Annotated in this window: 28 protein-coding genes; 13 read left to right on the top strand and 15 right to left on the bottom strand. The window is 51.8% G+C overall.

Going from position 1 to position 23,624, the window contains the following annotated elements; genetic code table 11:
* Positions 1-54 precede the first annotated feature (54 nt).
* From DHN43_RS11510 to DHN43_RS11500, 3 genes are all read left to right on the top strand, one after another.
* The gene (locus DHN43_RS11510; protein ID WP_057464711.1) at positions 55-486 is read left to right on the top strand and encodes a GlcG/HbpS family heme-binding protein; all 432 of its coding nucleotides are present in this window, start codon (positions 55-57) and stop codon (positions 484-486) included.
* 84 nt (positions 487-570) lie between these two features.
* The gene (locus DHN43_RS11505) at positions 571-1,203 is read left to right on the top strand and encodes an HAD family hydrolase (RefSeq protein WP_057464710.1); all 633 of its coding nucleotides are present in this window, start codon (positions 571-573) and stop codon (positions 1,201-1,203) included.
* Between the two features lie 101 nt (positions 1,204-1,304).
* Positions 1,305-2,009 (top strand): methyltransferase family protein, encoded by a 705-nt coding sequence (locus DHN43_RS11500; RefSeq protein ID WP_208980650.1) that lies wholly within the window; start codon positions 1,305-1,307, stop codon positions 2,007-2,009.
* Between the two features lie 53 nt (positions 2,010-2,062).
* On the opposite strand, the gene phaR is transcribed toward DHN43_RS11500, so the two are convergent.
* Positions 2,063-2,680 (bottom strand): polyhydroxyalkanoate synthesis repressor PhaR, encoded by a 618-nt coding sequence (gene phaR / locus DHN43_RS11495; protein WP_170930229.1) that lies wholly within the window; start codon positions 2,678-2,680, stop codon positions 2,063-2,065.
* Positions 2,681-3,031: 351 nt separating this feature from the next.
* Here phaR and DHN43_RS11490 point away from each other — a divergent pair, with 351 nt between their 5' ends.
* The 3 genes from DHN43_RS11490 to DHN43_RS11480 all read left to right on the top strand — a co-directional run bounded on the left by DHN43_RS11490 (position 3,032) and on the right by DHN43_RS11480 (position 7,135).
* Positions 3,032-4,216, top strand: coding sequence for an acetyl-CoA C-acetyltransferase (locus DHN43_RS11490; RefSeq protein WP_108818660.1), 1,185 nt, complete (start codon positions 3,032-3,034; stop codon positions 4,214-4,216).
* 169 nt (positions 4,217-4,385) lie between these two features.
* Entirely contained in the window at positions 4,386-5,114 is a 729-nt protein-coding gene (phbB, locus tag DHN43_RS11485) for an acetoacetyl-CoA reductase (RefSeq protein ID WP_057464706.1), read from the top strand.
* Between the two features lie 269 nt (positions 5,115-5,383).
* The gene (locus DHN43_RS11480; protein WP_159096830.1) at positions 5,384-7,135 is read left to right on the top strand and encodes a carboxylesterase family protein; all 1,752 of its coding nucleotides are present in this window, start codon (positions 5,384-5,386) and stop codon (positions 7,133-7,135) included.
* 161 nt (positions 7,136-7,296) lie between these two features.
* Here the strand turns inward: DHN43_RS11480 and rpmF are convergent, their stop codons facing one another.
* The 3 genes from rpmF to DHN43_RS11465 form a co-directional block, all read right to left on the bottom strand.
* Positions 7,297-7,482: a 50S ribosomal protein L32 gene (gene rpmF / locus DHN43_RS11475; protein ID WP_057464705.1), complete on the bottom strand. Its 186-nt coding sequence runs from the start codon at positions 7,480-7,482 to the stop codon at positions 7,297-7,299.
* Positions 7,483-7,622: 140 nt separating this feature from the next.
* Positions 7,623-8,279, bottom strand: a complete 657-nt coding sequence (gene mtgA / locus DHN43_RS11470; protein ID WP_306418671.1) for a monofunctional biosynthetic peptidoglycan transglycosylase — start codon at positions 8,277-8,279, stop codon at positions 7,623-7,625.
* A gap of 56 nt (positions 8,280-8,335) precedes the next feature.
* The gene (locus tag DHN43_RS11465) at positions 8,336-9,280 is read right to left on the bottom strand and encodes a hydrogen peroxide-inducible genes activator (RefSeq protein ID WP_108818658.1); all 945 of its coding nucleotides are present in this window, start codon (positions 9,278-9,280) and stop codon (positions 8,336-8,338) included.
* A gap of 246 nt (positions 9,281-9,526) precedes the next feature.
* Between DHN43_RS11465 and DHN43_RS11460 the strand changes: the two genes are divergently transcribed.
* A complete protein-coding gene (locus DHN43_RS11460; protein ID WP_057464703.1) occupies positions 9,527-10,078 on the top strand; it encodes a peroxiredoxin in 552 nt (183 codons plus the stop codon).
* A gap of 273 nt (positions 10,079-10,351) precedes the next feature.
* Positions 10,352-10,894 (top strand): carboxymuconolactone decarboxylase family protein, encoded by a 543-nt coding sequence (locus DHN43_RS11455; RefSeq protein WP_057464702.1) that lies wholly within the window; start codon positions 10,352-10,354, stop codon positions 10,892-10,894.
* A gap of 242 nt (positions 10,895-11,136) precedes the next feature.
* On the opposite strand, the gene DHN43_RS11450 is transcribed toward DHN43_RS11455, so the two are convergent.
* The 3 genes from DHN43_RS11450 to DHN43_RS11440 all read right to left on the bottom strand — a co-directional run bounded on the left by DHN43_RS11450 (position 11,137) and on the right by DHN43_RS11440 (position 13,378).
* Positions 11,137-11,496 (bottom strand): NINE protein, encoded by a 360-nt coding sequence (locus DHN43_RS11450; RefSeq protein ID WP_108818657.1) that lies wholly within the window; start codon positions 11,494-11,496, stop codon positions 11,137-11,139.
* Between the two features lie 149 nt (positions 11,497-11,645).
* Positions 11,646-12,008, bottom strand: coding sequence for an NINE protein (locus DHN43_RS11445; protein WP_208989539.1), 363 nt, complete (start codon positions 12,006-12,008; stop codon positions 11,646-11,648).
* 128 nt (positions 12,009-12,136) lie between these two features.
* Entirely contained in the window at positions 12,137-13,378 is a 1,242-nt protein-coding gene (locus DHN43_RS11440; RefSeq protein WP_057464699.1) for an SAM-dependent methyltransferase, read from the bottom strand.
* A 300-nt stretch (positions 13,379-13,678) separates the two neighbouring features.
* Here DHN43_RS11440 and DHN43_RS11435 point away from each other — a divergent pair, with 300 nt between their 5' ends.
* A complete protein-coding gene (locus DHN43_RS11435; protein WP_108818656.1) occupies positions 13,679-14,584 on the top strand; it encodes a polyprenyl synthetase family protein in 906 nt (301 codons plus the stop codon).
* Here DHN43_RS11435 and DHN43_RS11430 read toward each other — a convergent pair.
* Complete coding sequence (locus DHN43_RS11430) at positions 14,581-15,132, bottom strand: cysteine hydrolase family protein (RefSeq protein ID WP_108818655.1); 552 nt, start codon at positions 15,130-15,132, stop codon at positions 14,581-14,583. The two genes, DHN43_RS11435 and DHN43_RS11430, sit on opposite strands and share 4 nt — an antisense overlap.
* 159 nt (positions 15,133-15,291) lie before the next feature.
* Between DHN43_RS11430 and DHN43_RS11425 the strand changes: the two genes are divergently transcribed.
* A complete protein-coding gene (locus DHN43_RS11425; protein ID WP_057464696.1) occupies positions 15,292-15,504 on the top strand; it encodes a hypothetical protein in 213 nt (70 codons plus the stop codon).
* 4 nt (positions 15,505-15,508) lie between these two features.
* Here the strand turns inward: DHN43_RS11425 and DHN43_RS11420 are convergent, their stop codons facing one another.
* The 4 genes from DHN43_RS11420 to DHN43_RS11405 are packed head-to-tail and all read right to left on the bottom strand — an operon-like array spanning position 15,509 to position 17,795.
* Positions 15,509-15,982: a YbaK/EbsC family protein gene (locus DHN43_RS11420; protein WP_108818654.1), complete on the bottom strand. Its 474-nt coding sequence runs from the start codon at positions 15,980-15,982 to the stop codon at positions 15,509-15,511.
* A 28-nt stretch (positions 15,983-16,010) separates the two neighbouring features.
* Positions 16,011-16,685, bottom strand: coding sequence for an alpha/beta hydrolase (locus DHN43_RS11415; RefSeq protein WP_208995229.1), 675 nt, complete (start codon positions 16,683-16,685; stop codon positions 16,011-16,013).
* Complete coding sequence (locus DHN43_RS11410) at positions 16,682-17,116, bottom strand: hypothetical protein (RefSeq protein ID WP_108818653.1); 435 nt, start codon at positions 17,114-17,116, stop codon at positions 16,682-16,684. Before DHN43_RS11410 ends, DHN43_RS11415 begins: the two co-directional genes overlap by 4 nt.
* 37 nt (positions 17,117-17,153) lie before the next feature.
* Positions 17,154-17,795 carry a DNA-3-methyladenine glycosylase family protein gene (locus DHN43_RS11405; protein ID WP_063286151.1) on the bottom strand — a complete coding sequence of 214 codons (642 nt, stop codon included), beginning with the start codon at positions 17,793-17,795 and terminating at the stop codon, positions 17,154-17,156.
* Positions 17,796-17,867: 72 nt separating this feature from the next.
* On the opposite strand from DHN43_RS11405, the gene gluQRS reads away from it, so the two are divergent.
* On the top strand, positions 17,868-18,725 hold the full coding sequence (gluQRS, locus tag DHN43_RS11400; RefSeq protein WP_108818652.1) for a tRNA glutamyl-Q(34) synthetase GluQRS: 858 nt from the start codon (positions 17,868-17,870) through the stop codon (positions 18,723-18,725).
* Between the two features lies 1 nt (position 18,726).
* Here gluQRS and DHN43_RS11395 read toward each other — a convergent pair whose 3' ends face one another.
* Positions 18,727-19,689 (bottom strand): AEC family transporter, encoded by a 963-nt coding sequence (locus tag DHN43_RS11395; RefSeq protein WP_108818651.1) that lies wholly within the window; start codon positions 19,687-19,689, stop codon positions 18,727-18,729.
* Between the two features lie 30 nt (positions 19,690-19,719).
* The gene (locus DHN43_RS11390; RefSeq protein ID WP_057464690.1) at positions 19,720-20,682 is read right to left on the bottom strand and encodes an AEC family transporter; all 963 of its coding nucleotides are present in this window, start codon (positions 20,680-20,682) and stop codon (positions 19,720-19,722) included.
* Positions 20,683-20,846: 164 nt separating this feature from the next.
* Here DHN43_RS11390 and DHN43_RS11385 point away from each other — a divergent pair, with 164 nt between their 5' ends.
* On the top strand, positions 20,847-21,974 hold the full coding sequence (locus DHN43_RS11385) for an ATP-binding response regulator (protein ID WP_108818650.1): 1,128 nt from the start codon (positions 20,847-20,849) through the stop codon (positions 21,972-21,974).
* Here the strand turns inward: DHN43_RS11385 and DHN43_RS11380 are convergent.
* Positions 21,971-22,573 (bottom strand): 2-hydroxychromene-2-carboxylate isomerase, encoded by a 603-nt coding sequence (locus tag DHN43_RS11380; protein ID WP_108818649.1) that lies wholly within the window; start codon positions 22,571-22,573, stop codon positions 21,971-21,973. The genes DHN43_RS11385 and DHN43_RS11380 overlap by 4 nt on opposite strands.
* A 210-nt stretch (positions 22,574-22,783) precedes the next feature.
* Between DHN43_RS11380 and DHN43_RS11375 the strand changes: the two genes are divergently transcribed.
* Positions 22,784-23,623 carry a phosphatase PAP2 family protein gene (locus DHN43_RS11375; RefSeq protein ID WP_108818648.1) on the top strand — a complete coding sequence of 280 codons (840 nt, stop codon included), beginning with the start codon at positions 22,784-22,786 and terminating at the stop codon, positions 23,621-23,623.
* Position 23,624: the final 1 nt, after the last annotated feature.

Raw genomic sequence — 23,624 nt, 5'->3', positions numbered from 1 at the left:
TCATCATCCTCTGCTAAAACAGGGTGATTCAGCAAAACCTATCAGGAAATACTTATGGTGCAATTCAATCTTGATCACGCCCGGACAATCATCTCAGCAGCACAGGCTAAGGGAAGCGAACTTGGCCTCAAACCGCTCACCGTCGCTGTACTGGATGCAGGCGGCCACCTCGTCGCGCTCGAACGTCAGGATGGCTCATCAATTTTGCGCCCACAAATCGCAATGGGCAAAGCCTATGGCGCCGTAGCCGTTGGTGCAGGGTCCCGCTGGCTCAACGACAACGCCCAAAGCCGTCCTCACTTCGTGCAGGCACTCAACGGCGTTGCAGGTGGCGGCATTGTGCCTGTGCCGGGCGGCGTTCTGGTCCGCAACACTGACGGCGAAATTCTCGGCGCAGTCGGCATCACCGGCGACACATCCGAAAACGACGAAGCTTCAGCCATTGCAGGCATTGAGGCAGCTGGTTTCACGGCTGACGCAGGCTGACACAACTTTACCGCAGTTGCTGGACTATATTGCGCCCAGCAACTGCACCACCATCACGGTTCACTTCATTTCAGATTGGTACCCATGCCCATTCGCTTTGTTATTTTTGATATGGACAACGTCCTTTACGATTATGACCACCCCTACCGTCTGAATGTCCTCGCTGACATGACCGGCAAACCAGCCGAAGAGATCGATCATATCGTCTTTAAGGGACCAGAAGAAAACGCTGCCGAAGCCGGCACGCCGCACACCGCAGCAGAATACCTCTCGCAGTATCAACGGCTTCTGGGCCATCCTATTTCACGTGAAACGTGGGTCAAAATCCGCCGGGACATGATGACCGAATGGCCGGATATGCTCTCCCATGTGGAAGCAATCAAACAAAACCACGAAGTCGCATTGCTCACCAACAACGGCATGATGCTGAAAGACGCGCTCTATGAAGTCGCTCCAGCACTGGAGCCAATCTTTGGTGACCGCGGCCATGCCTCCGCTGAATTTGGAACCCGCAAACCAGACCCGAACATCTACCTGACAGTCTGTGAGAAGTACGGCTTCCAACCAGAAGAAACCCTGTTCGTGGATGACCGCCTCGACAATGTGGAAGGCGCCCGCGAAGCAGGCCTGACCGCTTATCAGTTCACCACAGAACCAGCGTTCGCCAGTTACATTCGCACACTGGGACTGATCAATGAGCAGGTTCCGGCGAATTAGAAACATCCCACTAACCGGGTATTCAGCAGACCAGCAATCTGTTCGCCTCAAAGACGGTTTCTCTCCGTAAACTTGTGCAATTGCAACACACGCAAGTTGAGATGGAGAGAAGTCTGTACCTACGTCTGACCATAAGCTCAGCGATGCTCGCGGTCTTCATCGCGCTCGCCATCTTGCCGTCCATCGCTTTCGCAGGATCATCACTGGCATGGCCGCGAGGCTTGATGATTGTTGCACTGGTTTACTTCGCACAAGTCGGCGTAGGCTTATGGCTCGCCCGCATAAATCCCTGGCTGTTCAAAGAACGCACCTCGTTCCCCTCAAAGGCCCTGAAGGGAGACAAACGCGCCACTCTCATTCTGTTTGGAGTGATCTTCGTCTACTTCCTGCTCGCTGCTCTGGACGCTCACCTCTGGCATATCCTGCCTCAAACAGGAGACGTGAAACCAATCCTCAGAGGCCTGTTCCTCTTCCTGTGCGGTGTCATTCTCATCGTCTGGACCTTCAGCAAAAGCCCCTTCGCCAAGCCAACACCTCAAATAGACCTGAGCGAGCAGCAATGCGTTGAAAGCTGCGGACCGTACGCACTGGTCCGTCACCCCATGTATCTCGGCCTCATGTTCTGCATCGCAGGCCTTTCCATGATACTGGGCTCAAAACTCTTCGCCTTCCTCGCAATCCCGCTCATCATCCTCGGCTTCCTGCCGCTGATGAGAACTGAAGAAAAAACCCTCACCAGCAACTGCGAAGGTTACACAACCTATACTGAGAAGGTCCCCTGCCGCTTGTTCCCGTGGATCTATTAAAAAAGCCGAAGGCATCCCTCCGGCTTCCATAACTCAGCAGCAATGTGCGTGTATCAGGCGTCTTTTTTGGCCGCCGCAAGAGCCGCGATCTGCTTTTGCATTTCTGCAAGCTGCTCTTTCAGGTCAGAAATATCGCCGCTGCTGGCCTGCGTTTCTGCAGGTTTAGGCGCAGCTTCCTTTTCCGGTGCTTGAGCTTGCCCCGTCATATCCGCAGGATTTGCCCCATCAAACGGCAGGAACATCTTCATCGCACGGTCAAACATATCTGCATTGCGCTTCACCTGATCTTCCAGAACCTCAAAGGCAGAGGAGCCAAAGTTCTGGTTCATCTGGCTGCGCAACTTCTCTTGCTCTCGTGTGAGAGAGGACATGGAGAATTCCAGATAGCTCGGCACGAGGTTTTGCATGCTGTCACCGTAAAACCGGATCAGCTGGCGCAGGAAGGTAATTGGAAGAAGGTTCTGCCCCTTGCTTTCCTGCTCAAAGATAATCTGCGTCAGAACAGTCCGGGTGATGTCATCACCGGATTTGGCGTCAATGACGACGAAGTCATCTTCATCCTTCACCATCACCGCAAGATCCTCGAGAGTCACATAGGTGCTGGTTCCAGTATTGTAGAGCCGCCGGTTGGCGTACTTCTTGATGATAGTGGCTTCGTTTGTCTTAGCCATCAGATTTGAGTACCTCAATGCGCTATTATGGCTGATCTGGAACACTATCCCAATTTGCTCCAGCCAGCTCCCCCCTGATCCCATATTTTTTACATACGAGATTAACTAGTAAGCCGCAGAGTAAGCTAAATCCCACCTTTCACGCTAGCGGTTTCATTGGTCTACTATGGTCTTAATTGGAATTATCGAATTCATCTGGCTTTCCCCCCTACAAATTGAATAGTCTGCCCATTAGGTATTCTACGAGTTCGAAGGATCTCTTATGCTGCATTGCACCAGCATGGCTGCCCGCCCTGGTGATTTGCGTGCGAATAAGAAGTCCCGCATTGCACAAATATTGGAGAATTGCACATGACCTCGCCTAATGATGTTGTAATTGTAAGCGCGACACGTACCCCAATCGGATCCTTCAACGGGTCCTACGCCAACACCCCAGCTCAAGACCTCGGCACCGCGGTTATCAAGTCAGCACTTGATCAGGCGAAAGTGGAAGCAAACGACGTCAACGAAGTTATCTTCGGCCACGTGCTCACTTCTGGTCTCGGTCAGAACCCGGCACGTCAGGCAGCGATCAACGCTGGCATGGCAGATGATTCGACCGCTATCGTCATCAACCAGGTTTGCGGGTCAGGCCTGCGCGCTGTCGCTATGGGCATGCAGCAGATCCAGTCTGGCGATGCAGATATCATCGTTGCAGGCGGTCAGGAAAACATGACCCTGTCCCCACACTGCCAGAGCTTGCGTGCCGGCGTGAAAATGGGTGACTACTCCATGACCGACACCATGCTGAAGGACGGCCTGATTGATGCGTTCCAAGGCTATCACATGGGTATCACTGCAGAAAACATCGCAGAAAAGTACCAGATCACCCGTGAAGCTCAGGACGAGTTCGCTGTCTCCTCTCAGAACAAAGCGGAAGCTGCTCTGAAAGCTGGCAAGTTCAAAGACGAAATCACTCCAATCACCGTAAAAGAGCGCAGAACTGAGCGCGTGGTGGAAGATGATGAATTCATCCGCATGGGCGCTGAAATCTCCACAATGCAGAAACTGCGCCCGGCATTCAAAAAAGAAGGCACCGTAACCGCAGCCAACGCATCCGGCATCAACGATGGTGCAGCAGCTCTTGTTTTGATGAGCGCAGATGCAGCTGAAAAGCGTGGCCTGAAACCGCTGGCAACCATCAAGTCATGGGCAACTGCTGGTGTTGATCCTGCATACATGGGTCTTGGCCCAATCCCTGCTTCTAAAAAAGCACTCGAAAAAGCTGGCTGGGCTATTGATGACCTCGACCTCATCGAAGCAAACGAAGCCTTCGCAGCGCAGGCTCTTGCCGTTGGTCAGGAACTGGGAATCGACTCAGACAAGCTCAACGTCAACGGCGGCGCAATCGCTCTTGGTCATCCAATTGGTGCATCCGGCGCGCGAGTACTTGTAACTCTTCTGCATGAAATGAAGCGCGAAGAGAAGAAAAAAGGCCTGGCAACCCTATGCATTGGTGGAGGTATGGGTATCGCACTGTGTGTTGAGAGAAAATAACCTCAACATTGGTAGTAATGTCACCTAATTGGAATAATTGAGCTTTATGGTCCCTGCGTAAAGTTCAAGTCAATTCCCTAACTAATGACGGAGTTGTCTTTGCTCCGTCATTATTATTACCTGTAGTAGTGGGTTCCAATATTTTATTCCTAAGGCGGGGAGTATATCGATGAGCAGGGTAGCAATTGTAACCGGAGGAACGCGTGGCATCGGCGCAGCGATTTCCAAAGGATTGAAGGATGCAGGATACACAGTTGCCGCAACGTATGCAGGCAACACGGAAGCGGCTGATAAATTCAGCGCAGAAACCGGCATCAGTGTTTACAAATGGGATGTAGCGGACCCTAAGGCCTGTGAAGCAGGTATTGCTCAGGTGGCAGAAGAGCTCGGCCCGGTCGAAGTTCTCGTAAACAACGCGGGCATCACCCGCGATGGCTGGTTCCACAAGATGGATTATGACCAGTGGACCGCCGTGATGAAAACCAACCTCGACTCAATGTTCACAATGAGCCGCCCGGTTCTGGATGGCATGCGCGAGCGTGGCATTGGCCGCATCATCAACATTTCTTCCATCAATGGACAGAAAGGCCAGATCGGCCAGACCAACTACTCCGCAGCAAAAGCAGGCGTGATCGGCTTCACAAAAGCACTGGCGCAAGAAACAGCGCGCAAGGGCATCACCGTGAACTGCATCTGCCCAGGCTATATCGACACTGATATGGTCGCTGCTGTCCCTGAGAAGGTTCTGGAAGGCATCATCGGCCAGATCCCGGTGGGTCGCCTCGGTAAGGCAGAAGAGATCGCAGGCATGGTCTGCTACCTCGCCTCCACAGCCGCAGCCTTCGTCACCGGCTCCGTCATGACCATCAACGGCGCCCAATACGTCGCAAACGGCTAATACGCAGAACAGCCGACACCGTAAGCTTCAAAGCCGCAGTTCAACCAGCTGCGGCTTTTTGCTGCCATGCCACATTATCAATATTGATAATTCATTGTTTCCTGAATGCTACCAAAGCTCGCAAGTTTTCCTTTGTAGACTCAACCAGATATTCCGCCTCTCAGTTTCATACTTGCTTCGTCAATCTCAAAATGAAGTGAGACAAAACAATGAGACCCCTACACCTCGCCGCCGCCACACTAATCGGCCTCGGATGCAGTGCATTATCCATGAGTGCAGCAGCAGATGAATACTGTGTGCCTTTAGATAGCGGTGGATCTATCTGCGGAGAAACTCAGTCTAACGACGGTAAAGAATACAGCGTCTTCAAAGGCATTCAGTACGCAACAGCAGATCGTTGGACACCTTCTGAGATGGTCACAAGCTATGGTCCCAAGACTCCCGCGACTAAGTTTGGCCCTATTTGCCCTCAACCTAATTACCCAGGCCCTCCACCAGCTGGCGTTAAACAAGACGAAGATTGCCTCTACCTAAATATCTGGACTCCGAAAACAGAAGAGAACTCAAAAGCGAGTCATCCTGTGATGGTCTTCATTCATGGTGGTGGTTTTATTTCCGGTAGTAGTAGCGCAGCTTACCCACCAGACTTTCCAGATAAGAGCACACAAAAGGTACTTTATGATGGTACGAGCTTTGCCACTGAGCAGAGTGTGGTCCTCGTAACTTTGAACTATCGGCTTGGGGCACTTGGCTTCATAGACCTTGGTTCTACGGGTACTTCTGACGCGCAAGTCGGTGGCAACTATGGCCTGCAGGACCAAGTTGCAGCCTTAAAGTGGGTGCAAGAAAACATTGCAGCATTAGGTGGTGATAAAAACAACGTCACCCTCTTCGGAGAGAGCGCAGGCGCAATGTCAACTGGCCTACACTTACTATCTTCAGATCAGGCGAAAAGTGACTTCCATGCTGCAATAATGGAAAGTAATCCGATCGGTTACAAATACCGTACAGCTAAGCAAGGAAATACTCAGGCTACGAAATTCATAAAGTGCATAAACGCTACTATAGAAGGGAAAACAAAATGCTCTGATGCACAATCAGACCAACTCCCGCCACAAGATAAAATAACCACTGAGGACATTATCACTGCTCAAAAAATGTATGCTGGAAATATAAGCAATGTATTCGTCGGCTTACCAGCAGCGTTACCATTTGCTCCAATCGTGGACGGCTCCTTTGTTACCGCACAACCCTCAGAGCAGATTCGCCACGGTAGCCCCAAGCCCCTAATTTTTGGCTTTAACAAAGACGAGGGCGTTTACTTCGCAAATTTAGCAGGAACAGCTTTGACAGCCTTTGAGTATCGTACTCTGGTCAAAAGCTTATTTAAATGCTCAACAAACGCGTGCCCAAACAACTTAATGAAACAAGACCGGTATAATCCTGCTTACAATTTCTCGCCTGTTCAAATGGGCGGACTTATTGATAACGTTGATACTGCTCTTTCTGACCTTATCAATGACTTTGCATTTTCCTGCTCAAACATGTTTGCAAATCAAAGTTCTAACCAGAAACCAGTTTGGGCCTATTATTTCACCCAAACAGATGCGATCCAGGATTTAGATCCGCCAGATAATAAGGTTCGTACAGTTAAACTCAATAATGTATGCGCCGCTGCCAACCAATGGGACAACTCATGTCACGCAGCAGAACTCCCATTTGTCTTCAACTCACTACCGGCAAACAGTGATCCATCCTTGCAAAAACTAGCAGTGAAGATGAATACTGCATGGGCTGCATTTGCAAAAAATCACGACACAACAGGTCCTGATGCAAACTGGAAAAAATGGGAGAAAGCAGGCTCAGACATGCCGCTTCTTCATATCTTCAATAGTGAAGATAGCCCCCTTAAAGACAATATCTACAACTCAAGGGATTGCACAAGTTGGCTGTCAGACTGGCAACCAAGGTCATACGACTACAACGCCATTTTGCAAGCAATCCAAGAGGCCACAAATTAGAGTTTGCCATACTTGGTAGTTGTTGCATGACAAAAACCGCCTCACTTTGGGGCGGTTTTACTGTGCTCTATATCCGGGTACCTTCTCTCACCACCACAAAAAGAAAAAGCCGCCCCGAGGGACGGCTTTCTCAAAATCAACTCGCGCTGATCGCTTCAGACTTAAGCGTCGTCTTTAGCCTGAAGGATCTGACGACCCCGGTACATACCACTCTTCAGGTCAACATGGTGCGGGCGACGAAGTTCGCCGGAATCCTTGTCTTCCACGTAAGCTGGTTGTGCCAGAGCATCAGTAGAACGGCGAAAGCCGCGCTTCATACGCGATACTTTTTTCTTAGGAACAGCCATTGTAGCTCTCTCTCTCGTCACATGCGCACGCGCCACTCAAGCGCGGCGTTAACGTGCGAAATACACAATCTCTCAGATTGGCGGGGGTTATACAGGCAAACAGAAGGATTTGCCAGTCCTTATACGAAAATAATTTCGCACTACCTCTCCGGCGCCGAAATACAGTTAAGCACTTCGCCGGCCACCTGAGCTCGGCTACGGTTTATACCGGCAAGCCTGCGATGTCCAGAGCTAGGTTTTGCAGGGTTCCTGGCAATTGGATTTGGGAGCGCTGTAGCCAGCAAAGAGGCCTGAGTCGCAGAAAGTTTTGCAGCACTTTTCCCAAAGAAAGTTTGCGATGCAGCTTCCACTCCAAAGATCCCCGGACCCCATTCAGCAACGTTCAGATAGATCTCCAACACCCGCCGCTTTGACAGCACCGTATCGATGAGCATCGCCAGAGGTACCTCCAGCACTTTGCGCAGATAATCCCTGTCATTCCAGAGGAACAGGTTCTTCGCAAGCTGCATAGTGATGGTACTCGCCCCCCGAGGCCGCTTGCCTTCAAACAACTTCCAGGCCTGCCCACGCACAGCAGGCCAGTCAACACCGCCATGAGTGCAGAAGGTAGCATCCTCGGAGACAACCACAGAACGTTGTAAATTAACGGAAATTTCTTCCAAAGGCACCCATTCTCGCCAAACGGGCTGACCAGTCACAACGCGAAACAGCATCAAACTGGAATATGGAGGAACCACAGAATACAGCAGGGTCAACACCACCGGCAAAGCCACAAGCACCCCGAGTGTACGCAACACCCAACGCCTGATCCTGCGCTTTAATGGCTCTGGTTTCTCCTTTGAATGCGCTTTTTTCAAGCACTCTTCTCCGATACATCTTGAGGAACCGAGACGTCTCTTTGAGTTTCAACCATAAAGCGTTCCAGAGCCTTGCAAAGTAATTTTGCATTTCCTTCAAAAGAAGATTTACGCCTCCAGACCATTCCAATCGTCCGGCGCGCATTCTTGTCGGCAATTTTGATCAGCTTCAAAGAGGTCCCGCGGTCGATATCTGCATCTACTGCAATACGTGGCACCAAAGTGACGCCGATGCCGTTATCCACCATTTGCACAAGTGTTGATAAAGATGTGGCTTGTACATCTTCATTTGCCGTCAGCATACGCCCTCCCGTTGCGGCAAGCACATGGTTTCGCAAACAGTGGCCATCTTCCAGCAGCAACAACACCTCATCTGCCAGATCTTCCATCATCACTTCATGGGCGCCAGCCAGCGCGTGTACGCTCGGCACGGCCAGATAAAAATCATCTCTTCCAATCTCGGCAGATTTAAACCCCGTCGTATCATAGGGCAGCGCCATCAGTGCCGCATCAATGCGCCCTTCCCGCAAAGCAATCATCAGATTGCGCGACAGATCCTCACGAAGGAACAATTGCAGCTCAGGATAAAGCTCTCTGAGCTGAGGCAGAAAGCGCGGCAGCAGAAACGGAGCGACAGACGGGATCACCCCCAACCGGAACCGGCCACACAACGGCTTGTTCTGCGCACGAGCCCCCTGCACAAGGTCCTCCGCATCACGCAACAGCAAGGATGCCCTCTCAAGCACCTTCTCTCCCGCTTCAGTCAGAACGAGCGTGCGACCAGAGCGGTCCAGCAGCTCGCATCCAAGTATGCCTTCCAACTGCTTGATCGAGGCAGAAAGCGTTGATTGCGTGATGAAACAAGCCTCTGCTGCCTTCGAAAAAGACAGGTGTTTGGCCAGCGATTTGAAGTACTGAAGCTGTTTTAATGTGGGTAACATTGTGCGACCAGATGACACAGATCAAAGCTCATAGATTAGAATTTCTCTAAGTTTTGGCGGAATTTGGCCAATCCCGAGACAACTTAGCATGCCCATCGAAAAAATCGATGGACTTCTTCGTTATTATCGTTTTGACCGATCAAATCAAGAGTTGCATAAAGACCCCAACGAAGACCTATTTTCCAGGTCTTCATGAGAATCACTAATCGACGCGCTCTGGCGTCATTCCATATTTAGGAGAGTACCATGCTCGGTATCGGCGAAAAGCTTCCAGAATTTGAAGTAGTTGGCGTAAAGCCTGGTTTCAACAACCACGAAGAAAACGGCGAAAGCGCATTTGAAGCAATCACTGAAAAAAGCTTCGAAGGTAAGTGGAAAGTAATCTTCTTCTACCCAAAAGACTTCACTTTCGTATGCCCAACCGAAATCGCTGAATTCGCTCGCCTTGCAAGTGAGTTTGAAGACCGTGACGCAGTTGTACTCGGCGGTTCTTCCGACAACGAATTCTGTAAGCTGGCATGGCGCCGTGACCACGCAGACCTCGACAAGCTGCCAATCTGGGCATTCGCTGACACCAACGGTTCCCTGATCGATGGCCTTGGCGTTCGCTCCCCAGACGGCGTTGCATACCGCTACACCTTCGTTGTCGACAACGAAAACACCATCCAGCACATCTACGCAACCAACCTGAACGTTGGCCGTAACCCGAAAGACACCCTGCGCGTTCTCGACGCTCTGCAGACCGACGAACTCTGCCCATGTAACCGTGAAGTTGGCGGCGACGTAATCGCAGCTTAATGCGTATTCCCGAAAAGTGGTTCCGGTTTTCGGGTAAGAATACGACAAAAAACAAAGACTTAGAGCTTGATGTCTGAATGCACATGAAGGCATCAAGCTCTAAGTCTGGAACAATCAGGACCGGAGCATATAAAGCGAAAAATCGCAGGCTCCGGTCTTTTTAGCGTACTTCCGAAAACAATAAAAACCAGGTTTCGGAAGAGTTTGCGCACCAAAAACTAAAAACCATCACTTTGCACGTGGCCCATTGCCAAAATCATTAGGAGAAACATCATGTCCATCGATTCCTTGAAATCCCGCCTTGGTGACTTTGCTAAGGACGTTCGTTTGAATCTTGGCTCTATGGGAACTGATGAATCTCTGACTGCTCAACAGAAATACGGCCTGATCGTCGCTTGCGCCATCGCCACCCGCAATGCAGACGTGAAGAAGGCCCTGATCGCAGAAGCTGCTCCGCACCTGTCCGCAGAAGCCATGAGCGCCGCCAAAGCTGCTGTATCAATCATGAGCATGAACAACATCTACTACCGCTTCGTACACCTCTCCTCAAATGAGCAGTACGGAACTATGCCTGCCAAATTGCGCATGAACGTGATTGGCAAGCCGGGCGTAGACAAAGTCGATTTTGAATTGTGGTCGCTTGCTGTATCCGCCATCAACGGCTGTGGCATGTGCATTGATAGCCATGAAGCTATCCTGCGCAAGGCTGGTGTAACTGCCGAGATGGTGCAAACAGCTGTTCGTTTCGCATCAATCATCCAATCTGCTGCTGTCGCCCTTGAAGCATCAGAACTGGAATTGGAAGCAGCTGAATAACCACAAGCGCCTCTCTATAGGGTTTCGCCCTGTTTAATCCCCTCCCAGGATTATTCGTGCCCCGAATAACAGGCGATGCCTAAACTGGCTCCAAGAGCTAAGCCGAAGCCCCCCAGCTTCGGCTTTTTCTTTGTCATGAGCCTACAGCGTATCTCCGAAAAGTGGAAACCGGTTTTCGGATAAAGATACGCAAAAACAAAGACTAAAGCAGCTCAGGTGTTTCAACTTAAATGCGGGCTGCTTTAGCGAACCTCATCAGGGATGGAAGGCGTATTGAACACCCCCACAAGGATGATCAGCAAATCAACCAGCGCCCACGCGGAAACAATCATTCCTAACCCCAAGGCTCCACTGACAACAATCAGCATCCCGTTGGGGTCCAATGTCTCCATCCGGTTCAGACCGCTCACAATCAGAAAACCCGTGACCAAAGAAAGAACGAGCATCACAGCTCCACTCAGCGGCTTACCAAGATAAAACCGATGCAGCCCCAAACCGCCCAGAAAGAGCGACAGGATCACTGTCACCACAGCAGATTTATGCGGGTTCTTGAGATAAAAGAAACTTCTGTTACCAGAAGAATTGGCGGTTTGATCGCTCATGACTACGACCTCCGGTGAGCTTCAATCACACTCAGAGGCTGACACGCATTATCGATCAAGACACCTCCCGATATTTAAGGCATCTAACTAGGGGCTATGAATTCATCCTAGGCAAACTTGAAAGGGCCAAGCCTTAGCAACACTCTGCCCTAAAAACTCTCGCGAACGAGCAATACAATCAGCACGATCAGATCGATAAGCACCCAGATGTTCGCGATCATCGCCATACCGATGGCAACACCGAAGCCGATCCACTCGCCTGTCGTCAGATCAGCAATCAAATTATGCCCCTCCAATCCCATGAGCAACGGGATCAGGATCAAAACTGCCGTAATGTTCAGACAGTTGATGACAACGGCACTGCCGAGCTTACGCAGGTAAAACCGATGCGCCGCGAACTGACCAAGCAACAGCGCAAACAAAACGGCATAGGCTGTCGACTTACCCGGTTCGGAAAAGTTGAAAATGCCCTCTCGCCGCCTTTGCGAGGGCAATGTAATATCGTCAAACACCAACGACCTGCTTTCACCCATGCATTCTAAACATCGGGAAAGTAGCCAATGATTTCACTGGGCGTCAATGATCCACCCTAACAAACCCCGGAACTAATTCCGGAGTCCTCTCTTTAGCGCAGAGCAATTTATGCCGTTTTTCTGCGATCATCACGATGAGAAATCATCGCCTGCTCATTGTCACCAATGAAGTCACGGATGATCGGTACAGCATCCCGTTCTTTAGACAGGATCAACTGGAACACCATGAGCCGCCCGTGCAGGAAGTTCATTTCGCAGCCTGACAGATAGAACTCCCACATTTTGCAGAAGCGCTCGTCATACAACTCTTTGATCTTGTCCCGGTTACGCTCAAAATTAAGGCGCCAGTCTCTCAGGGTGTAGTAGTAATGCAGCCGTAAGATCTCGTTATCACAGACCCAAAGACCCGTTTTCTCAATATCGGCAAAAGTCTCTGAAAGAGCAGGACAATACCCACCTGGAAAGATGTACTTGCTCAGGAATGGGCCAGTCACACCCGGAGGTCCACTGCGACCAATCGAGTGAATGACAGCATATCCATCCTGCTTCAGACAGTCTCTGACCTTGGCAAAGTAAGCACCCAGATTGCCGTGACCAACATGTTCCATCATGCCGACAGAAACAACGCGGTCAAACTCACCTTCAAACTCGTTGTAGTCCAGACATACAAAATCAACCTTGCCTTCAAGACCGGCAGCTTTCACCCGCTCTTCAGCAATTTTGATCTGCTCGGTAGAAACGTTGAGAGAGGTCACCTGCGCACCAGTCTGCGCCATGCGAATAGCCAGAGAACCCCAACCACCGCCAATTTCAAGCACTGACATGCCTGGCTTCAGGTCCAGCTTGGCAACCAGATGATCCAGCTTGGCCTGTTGGGCTTCTTCAAGCGTATCTTCAGGCGTCCGGTAATAAGCACAACTATAATTGAGCCCGTCATCCAAAAACAATCGATACAAATCCGTCGACAGATCGTAGTGATGACGCACCTGCGCTTTGTTTTTCTTCAGGTTCAGGCCAAGTCGCCGCCGCGTATGGCCGTCTTTCATGAAGGTTAGAATTCGTTGAATAGGATGTTCTGTAAGCAGGCCGTCATTCGCCATAAACACAGCAACCAGATCATTCAAAGTGTGACCCGGCTCCATGGTGATCAAGCCATCCATATAGGCTTCAGCTGCTTTCAGTTCAGGATCAATCAGAAGTGTGTAGGGAAGCTTCTGACTGTGAAAACGCAATGCAGCGGAGGGGCCGCTTTCATCGCTACCAAAAACATGCTTTTTGTCTTTGGCGTCAAAAATTACAAGTTGCCCTTTTTGGACAAAACTCGACAAAATCTTCGAAAGTGCACGCATTTCTATTCCCCCTATCATCTCTTATAGCTGACTTACTAGGGCGCCTTATTGCGAGGCTCTTATTATATGACCTTAGGTAACTTTAGATTTAACCTAAAGAAAAAAACAGCCACAAGGCAACTCCGCAGGAAATCTCACCCGAATATTTACGGGGCGAAAATCCGCAGGAACCTTACGGTAACACGCCATTTCACTTGACGTTGGGCTGTTTTCGGGACAAACGATCAACGTGCTATCTGTCGAATAGGTAAGCACTTTCAAATCTGTTGTATTTTAATTGCTCGTTTGGGATGGGGTTCTGTGTCTGTTGCTTTAAAATCGGTCATCACCGAAACCGCTCAGTCTCTTGAAGAAAAGCTCACCTCTCTATTAGGGGAGACAGCTCGTTCTGAGGAGTTGGCCCGCCCCGAACGCTTGTTGGAAGCGATGAACTACGCAGCGCTGTCCGGCGGCAAACGCCTGCGCCCGGTTCTCATGGTGGAAGCTGCCCGTTTGTTCGGTCACGAAGATGAAGGCACGCTTGTAGCTGCGTCAGCACTGGAATGCATTCACTGCTACTCCCTCGCCCATGACGACCTGCCTGCAATGGATGATGACGATGTGCGTCGTGGCCGTCCAACAACCCATAAGGCATTTGACGAGGCAACGGCGATCCTTGCAGGGGATGCACTGCTCACGATCGCATTTGATTTCATTGCTGATGAGCAGGTGCATCCTGATCCGGCCATTCGTCTGCGATTGTCTCGGGAACTCGCCCGCGCATCCGGCATCGGCGGTATGGCAGGCGGCCAGATGCTCGACCTGGCCTCTGAACATCGCGACAGAACAGAAGCTGAGATCCGTCAGCTACAGGCGATGAAGACCGGCGCCCTCATTCGTTATGCATGCCGTGCAGGCGCGATGCTCGCAAATGCCACAGAAGACGACATCGCTCGCCTCACCCGTTTTGGCGAAATCATCGGTCTGGCGTTCCAGCTGGCAGATGACCTGCTGGACTTGACTGGCGATGCAGAAGTGGTTGGCAAGGCAACGGGCAAAGATGCAGAAGCTGGCAAAGCAACCCTCGTCAGCCTGCTGGGTGAAAGCCACACCCGTCAAGAGCTCTCACGCTTGATTGCAGAAGCAGATGAACTGCTGGAGCCATACGGTGCAAAGGCCAACACCTTGAAGACGCTGGCCCGCTACATCGCAGATCGCGAAAGTTAAGCCGTCACTGCCTGCGCAAATTCAACGTCAACCTCTGGAAGGGCGGTAATACTGCCCTCATACCCACGAAGATAAATCAGCGTGTTGTTGTGATGCTCTCTGATTTGCTGTCCAGTAGCGTGCTCTTTGTCGTGCGTGGTGTGCGCATCATTCACCAGCCGCAGGTTAAACCCAAGCGAAGCCGCACGGCGGAACGTGGTATCTACGCAGAACTCTGAAGCAAACCCGCAGATCGTCAGATTCGTGATGCCGCGCTCATCCAACAATTCTTTCAGATTGGTTTTGTAGAAGGAATCCGGTGCAGTTTTCCGCATCTTCAAATCACTGTCCGTTACAACAAGATCGTCCGGCAATTCCCATCCCTCAGAACCATAAGCCAATTGATGGTTTGCACGTTCATGCTGAACAACGATAACTGGTACACCTGCTTCACGAGCTTTTGCGCTCAGTCTGTTGATACGGGCAATCGTTTCATCCCGCTCAAAAGGGTGCGGCTCCACATCAAATAAGTATTTCTGGACATCAATAATAATCAGAGCGGTGCTCATCGTACCCTCATTTGTTGGAGGAATAGGTCTGTCCTTCTTCCCCTAAAAATACGCCCATGAATTAGTCATAAGCAATTGTAATCAATAAATATTTTCTTTGACCTTTGTAACCATCAAACAGATAGTTGGTCCTGAAGCAAATGGACAGGAGGTCGTTACATGGATCATGAAATGATGATGGAAGGCTTCGCCCTTTGGCAAGTCGTCATCATGATCGTCTGGATATTGGTTGTTGTCATTCCAATCGCCAGAATCCTGAACCGTCTCGGCTTTTCAAGGATCTGGACCATTCTGGCTTTCATTCCCCTGGTTAACCTGATCTTCCTCTGGATCCTAGCCTACGTTCATTGGCCAGTCGAAGACAGAATGTAGCCTGCTACTTCACGCAGATGACCTGATGGTCTCCCAAAATGTCCGGCAAATTTCCGGGCATCATGAACACTGCATTCGGCGTTCCGGCAGCAGCCCACACTTCATCAAAGCTCAACAGATCTTCATCCACGAAAACCGTCAGCTCCTGCTTATGTCCCAGCGGTGGGATACCGCCAATTGAGAATCCGGTGACGTTTCTGACGAACTTGGCATCAGGCCGCCCGATCGGCCCACCAACGATTGTAGAAATGGCGTCTTCGTTGACGCGGTTCGTCCCGCTCGCCAGCACCAAAATAGCTTCCTCGGTATCCAGCTTCTGAAAGACAAGGGATTTGACGATCTGTTCCTGAGCGCAGCCCAGCGCCTGCGCAGCCTCTGCAGCAGAGCGCGAAGACTCTGGCAGCTCAACGACTTTTAACCCAAGCCCACGATCATCCAAAAAACTCTGAAATTGCTTTGCACGCTTACTTTGCAACATATAACCCCTCCTCCGGCCTGTGCTTCCTTTAGATAGTGGTTGGCGCTGAAATTCCAAACCGCTCTTTCAGGAAGCGGAGCGCCAATGCCTGTTCCTCGCCATTGATGGAGTGATCGAGCCCCTCCAGATCATGCGCTTCCACATCAAACCCTGCATTCTCCAGCGCCGTTTGAGCAGCCCCAAGATACGCCGCCGCCACCACATCATCCTCACTGCCATGCAGAAGCATCACTGGAGGCCGCACCACCATCTGCTCCACCAGATGCTCAGGTCCACCCAAAACACCGGAGAAACTCAGCAAGCCAGCCGCCTCAGAATAACGCCGAGGCCCCACATGCAAAGCAACCATAGCGCCCTGCGAAAAGCCACCCAGCACCATGTCACGCTCCAGCAGACCATAATGCTCCAGCTCGGCATCCAGCACCCGGTTTATCAACGGCGCAGCAGCCTGCACACCAATCCAGATTTCCCGCGCATCAAACTCAGAGGCCGCAAACCACTGCCGCCCCTCAACCCAATGCGCGCATGGCTCTGGCCCATTCAGGCAAACAACAGCGGTTTCAGGCAGCTCGTCGCGCAAGGCACGCGCCGTCGGCTCCATGTCCCCAGCATCACCGCCATACCCATGCAGCAACACCAGCAGTTTACGTATCGGTGCATGGCTCGGCTCCAAGCGGATGCACTCAAGCTCGTGCATATTCATTCAGCCTCTTGCATCGTCATATGACCAGCAAGGTCTTGAAGCAGACCATCCTTCAAAAGGACATTCATCATCGCACCATCATAATAGCGCTCTTCAACAACCTTACCAGCATCCCAGCGCTGCCAGCACAAACCGTCAATCTGCTGCAACACACCAGCACTATCTACAAACTGGCTGAGATTGAGGAAGGCGCATAAACCACGCGCCTCATCAATCACAACATCTTCAATCTTGCCAATGATGGATTGCGCTGCTGAGATAAACGGCTCTTGCTTGGCACGACCTTCAGCAGCGCCATCCGCAAACAGCACATCATTGGCATACATCTGCACAGAGGACGCAAAGAATGCATCAAACGCTTCAAGCGGCTTCCCATCGCGAAGCAGTTCAATCTGTGCGTCCACAGCACCCACAAAATCATTGGATTCCATCAAGCAGCTCTCCATTTCATGATTGGCTCAGCCCCCTTCAAACTGGCAGGGTCTCGCGTCCTTCTTTCATCACGCGATAATAAGACCAGAACAATCGCGCCGCAGTTCCACGATGAGGAGACCATGCCTCAGTAATTTCGGCAAGCACCTTTCCCTTGGGGCGCTCTTCCAGATCAAACGCATGCTGTACAGCCGCCTGCAAAGCCACGTCTCCAACCGGAAACACATCCGGATGCCCAGCGCAAAACAGCAGGAAGATATCTGCGGACCACGGACCAATGCCCTTAATCTCACAAAGCCGCTTGTGTGCCACCTCACCCGGCCAGTCCACCGCCTCGTTCAAACACAAACCAGCCTTCAGCTCTTCTGCAATGGCCTTCAAGGTCCGCAATTTTGCATTGGAAAGCCCAACACCCAGCAGTTCCTCATCGCTTTTGGAAAGCAGTACATCCGGCTCAAATGGCACCACCAGTGCCTCCAACCTTGCCCAGATGCTCGCCGCAGCCGCCACAGAAAGCAACTGCGCCACCACGATATTGCAAAGTCCGGCAAAATCAGCTGAGCGCCTGCGCAAAGGCACCTCACCTGCAACATCAGCAACGCGAACAAGCCGCTCATCTAACTGTACAAGAGACGCGAGCTCCCGCTCAATATCCTCAAGCGTATTTATAGGTCTCAACGCCCCCTCCTCAAGCAAGCAAAGATGCTCTAATAACAAGCTGTCCATATTCCAAGTAGAACCATTTCGCAAATGAACTCGCCTGTCTATCGCTTTGCCCCTTCACCCAACGGCCACCTCCATCTTGGCCATGCCTATTCGGCCATCCTCAACGATGCAGCTGCAAAGCAAAACAGCGGTAGGTTCCTGCTGCGCATCGAAGATATCGACACAGTCCGCTGCACCCCACAACTGCAAGAAGATATGCTGGAAGACCTGAAATGGCTGGGCCTGCACTGGGAAACTCCAGTTCGCAAACAGTCAGAGCATTTCAGCGAGTACGCCAAGGCACTTGCACAGCTGGAAGCAATGGGTCTTGTCTACAAAGCCTACCTCACCCGCGCCCAGATCAAACGCTTCGTCGCGGAGCAGGATACATCGGACACGCCATGGCCACGAGACCCTGACGGCGCCCCACTTTACCCCGGAGACAACAGCGTTCTCTCTGAACAAGAACAAAAAGCCCTTCAGAACTCCGATGTGCCCTATGCCCTGCGCCTCAACATGGCCAAAGCCATTGAGCTAGCGGGTACATCTCTCTCTTGGAACGAAGCACATCACGGAGAAATTCAAGCCGCCCCGGCAGCCTGGGGCGATGTCGTCCTTGCCCGCAAAGACACCCCAACCAGCTACCACCTCTCAGTAGTCGTAGATGATGCACTACAAGGCATCACCCACATTCTGCGCGGCAAAGACCTCTACCACGCCACCAGCGTCCACCGCCTGCTGCAAACTCTTCTGGACGTGCCAGAGCCGCACTACGAACATCACGACCTCATTCTCGACAAAACAGGCCGCAAACTCGCCAAATCCGCCAAGGACACCTCCCTCCGCGAACTAATGGCAAGCGGTGTCACTCCTGAACAAATCAGAGAGAGGTTGGGTCTGTAGCTCAATACCCCTGTACCTGAATGAACCAAAGCCAGAAGCTTACGGTGAAGACCGATATGCCTGTGGTGATTGCGATGCCGTTGGTGGACATGGCATGACCGGTGCCGAACTGGTTGGCCATGATAAAGGAGAACACGCCTGTCGGGCACGCTGCGATCAGCGTTGCCACACCCACCCAGACAGACGGTAGGCCCACCACGTGTGCAGCAACAACAAACACAACAAACGGCATTAGGATCGACTTGATGATCGCCAGCACGCTACCAATCGCCAGATTACCTCGAATACCGTAGTTCACCATGCTCATCCCCACTGCGACCAGCGCCACAGGTGAGGCAGCTTTCGCCAGTGGAGCCAGAACGTCATCAGCCAACTTTGGAATTTCCAAACCTGATACATTCCAGAGCAGCCCACCCACAACACCATACAGGATCGGGTTCGCCAACAAGCCTTTGCCAACTGCAATCAGAAGCTCTTTCTTGGAGCGTGGCGCCTTATGACCATCAATCACCACCGCACGCTCCATCAACACAGAAGACGTCAGCGCGGTTAGCGGTGCGTGGAACACAATGAGAAGCGAAATCAAAAGCGTTCCCTCAGCTCCATAAACCGCATCTATCAATGGAATACCAACCAACACGGTGTTGGAGAAAGACGCCGTCAGCCCGGCAATCACAGCTGCACGTGCTTCACGCTTAAACCCAATACGGACAAGCAAGCCACCCAGAAAAGCAACTACAATCATGGAACCGTAGTAAGTCGCCCAATACCCCCAAGGCGAAATGCCATCCAGGTCAGCGGAACCAAGGCTACGGAACAACAGGATAGGGATGAGAAGGTTCACGCAGAACTTGCTCAGAATATCGCCAAGACTGCGATCCAGATATCCAACATTAGCAACAAGATAGCCGATACCAACAAGAGCGAAGATCGGGAAGACGACGAAAAAGACCTGAACAATCATGGGAAACTCGAAAGAGGGTGCAAGGCCTTCTTAGTAGCCCAGAAAGTTTAAGATCCAAAGCCAGAAGCTCATTGTGATTATTGAGAAAATGGTCGTCAGGCTGATGGAGTTCGCACTCATGGCATGCCCGGTTCCAAACTGGCTGGCATAAAGGTAGGCCACAACACCGGTTGGGCAGGCCGCCGCCAGTGTCGCCACCGCCACCCAAAGCGGCGAGAGCGGAAAGACATAAGCACCCAGAGCCAGCACCAGCGCTGGCATCAGCACAATCTTGAGTAAACTCAACACGCTGCCAATGGCAATGTTTCCACGCACACCATAGTTGAGCAGCGTCATACCAACAGAGAATAGCGCAACGGGGCTGGCAGCTTTTGCCAGAGGATGCAGCACACCATCCAGCAACACAGGCAACTCGTAGCCCGAGAAGTTCCAGCCCACACCCAGCAAAATCGCGATGACCAGCGGGCTCTTGATCAGCGTGGTGAACAGCGAATGCATAACGTCTTTGAAAGGCCGTGCTTCCTGATAGCCGTCCACCACGACCGCCCGCTCCATCGCCAACACAAACACCAGTGTTACGGACGGTGCATGCACGGAGATGATCAGCGAGATAGGAACCAACGCCTCTTGTCCAAATGCTGAGGTGATTACTGGGATACCGACCAACGACATGTTGGAGAACGCCGCCGAGAAACCACCGATACAGGCAGCCCTTGCTTCCCGTCCGAACACCTTGCGCACCATATAGCCGCCCAGCACAGCACTGGTTGCCAATGCTGTGTAGTAGGTGCCCCACAGCGCCCATGGGCTCAGCCCGGCAAGATCAGATGTCGCCAGAGTACGGAAGATCAGAACCGGAATAAGCACGGTGATACAGAAGGTGCTGAGGTTGTCGCCAACCTGCTTGCTCAGCAGTCCGGCGTAACCAAACCCATAGCCCACACCCACTGTCGCAAAAATGGGAAACACCACTTGCAGCGTACTAAACAGCATTCCGTGTCCGCTCTCTTTCCACCGTACAGCACTCTCCCAGAGCGCAAGCATACGCGCTTGCAGCAGCAAAAAACAAAATCTCGGTGGATCCTTGCCAGAACTGGGCGAACTTTTTCTGCCAGTGTTTTAGGCTCTTCTTCGAGGATTGATCAAGGAGTTATCTCATGCCTGCGCCAAAACCGGCTCCAAAGCAGGATGTTGCAAGGCTGGTGCACGACCTGAAGACACCGCTGTCTGCCATGAAAACGGCTTCTGACCTGATCGCACAGGAACCACTCAGCGATCAGCAGCAACATCACCTGAACACTCTGCAAACAGCCATCAATTCGCTTGAGGAGCTGACTGGTGCGATCCTGGGTGCAAACACACAGGCTGAGCATCATAGCCATGCAACAAGCAAGGCAGGGCCTCAAGCAAAATCACTTTTGGATCAGCTCACCTACATTGCAGATTTGTTTTCACCACAGGCAGCAAGCTCTGGTCACACCCTCACCCACCGCTGGTCACGAGAAGCCATGTCAGCCTACCAAACCCAGTCAGATGAGCTGCAGCGCATTCTCGCAGTCCTGGTTGATAATGCTATTTTGTACAGCAATACGGGCACCATCACGCTAAGCGCACATATCAAGTTCTCAAACCATCAACCCAACATCGTGGTAACGCTCAAGGATGCTGGCCCAGGCCTGACACCAGAGCAAGCCTCACATCTGGACGCCGCCCCAACGCCAAAACGTAAGTCCGACGGCCACGGCCTCGGGCTCTGGAGTGCACGGCACCTTGCCTGCGACCATCAGGGAGACCTGAGGCTCGTCACCAACACCGGGCATGCAGCTTGTTTTGAGCTCGTTTTGCCAATCCAAGAGATCGAGCAGACACAACAGCTTTCAACTCCAGTCCCAAATATGACGCGCTCCAAGCTTTCTGGTTCTGTGCTGGTGGTTGACGACAATGAGCCAAACCGGGAACTGCTGGCAGCAATCTTCTCATCATTTGGCCTGACAGTGCGCATCGCAAACAGCGGAAAGCAAGCGCTGGCAGTGCAGTCAGAAGCACCGTCCGATCTGATCTTTCTGGATTTGAACATGCCGGAAATGAGCGGCTCGGAAACTCTCACTCAGATGCAGGCAAACGGACATATCAAAGATAAAGCTTGCTTCGCGATCACAGCAAGCATCGCCCCAGAAGACCGCCCGGCACTCTTCAAACAAGGCTTCACGCAGATTCTGGAAAAGCCAATCAATCCATCCGCACTCTATAGCCTTCTGGAAAGTACGCTTCAGACGGCAAGCTAACCAATCCGCACAAAGGAGGCATCCAACGCCTCATCAAGGCGGTCGTTGCCCCAGTAAAGATCGCCCTTTTCGGTGATCATGCTTGGTGCTCCAAACACACCCAGCGCTTCCGCCTCCGCAACCGCTGCCCGCAAGCCAATCTTGACCTCAGTGGTTTCAGCCTGCCGCATGACCTTATCTGCATCCAGATCCAGTTCACGCAACAAGGCAATCATTAGCTCTGGCTTGGAGATATCTTCATCCAGCACAAAAGCCATGTGAAACACAGCGCGGGTAAACGCACCGATCCACGGCTCCTTACGTCCCGCAAAAGCAATACGAGAGGCAAGCAGGCTGTGCTGTGGAAAGATCTGTGGCTTCTTCCAGGGCAACCCGAGGTTCGCAGCGGTACGTGCAACATCCCGCCACATATAAGCCCCCTTCTTCGGGTTCTCTAAAAATGGAGAGCTCTTTATCCCCTGACGCCGGAAGATCGGCCCCAACAGAAAGGGCCGCCAATCAATATCGATGCCCCTGTCTTTCGCAAGCTGTTCAATACGTGCTGCGGTCAGGTAGGAGTATGGGCTGGCAAATTCATAATAAAACGCGAGCCGAGGCATTTATTCTCTTTCTGATCCAATAGACCGGTAAGACCCAACCTACGGCAATGGAAACAATTTGAATTTATCTCGCAGGCCCCTATATGGGGTTTGGCACTGCGAGACGTAATCTTGCTGAGCACCAATGGAATTTCAAGGCAGCACATTGGCGCAACCTTCGAAAACAAGTATACCGCCTTGTAACCCAAAAGAACGAACTCAGGAATTCCCGTGGCAAAAGACGGTTCGAAGACTTCAATCCTAAATAAAATCATTAGTTTCTGCGGTGAACGCCCGTTCACGGCAATCCTGACATATATCCTTGTCGTCTCAGCAATCTTCTTGTTTTTCCCGAGACTGGATATCTGGGCCTCCACCTTCTTTTATGACGGTGAAGGCAGTTTCCCTGTTTCAAAAGACCCGTTTTGGCGCGGTCTGCGATACTTCGGCGTCTATATCTTCCAGTGGGTCGCAGGCCTGTCCTTGTTTGTGATGCTCTTCAAGCTCGCATTTCCAAAGCTAAAAGCGCTGATGGACCTCCGCCACCCGATCTTTGTCGTATCCACGCTCATTCTCGGACCGGGCCTCGTCGTCAACGCATTCTTTAAGAACCTGTGGGGCCGCCCACGCCCGCGCGAAACGGAAATCTTCGGCGGAGACCTGCCATTCATCGGCGTGTGGCAACCTACTAACCATTGTGATAGTAACTGCTCGTTTGTATCCGGTGAAGCATCAGCATCCATCTGGTTGTTCGTGCTGGTCTTTATCGCCCCCAAAGCCTGGCGTATTCCTCTGGCAACAGCCATCGGGGCATTGGTCTTTTTCCTATCCGCCAACCGTGTGGCTTTCGGCGGGCACTTCTTTTCAGACACCCTGCTCTCCTGGGGCATCACCATGCTCGTAGTTGTGGGCGTCTATCACTACCTGTACCAGCGCACGCCAACATGGGCCCAGCCAACTAACCTGGACACCTCCTTCACCAAAGGTGGCAACTGGCTGCGTGCCAAACTTGGCCGCACTGCCTGCTGGTGCGCACAAAGCAGCAAAAGCTTCCTGCGCAAATTCAAATAGT

The organism is Pseudovibrio sp. Alg231-02, assembly GCF_900143565.1.
In the GTDB taxonomy this organism is placed as follows: domain Bacteria; phylum Pseudomonadota; class Alphaproteobacteria; order Rhizobiales; family Stappiaceae; genus Pseudovibrio.
This window is presented reverse-complemented; position numbering and strand designations above follow the sequence as displayed.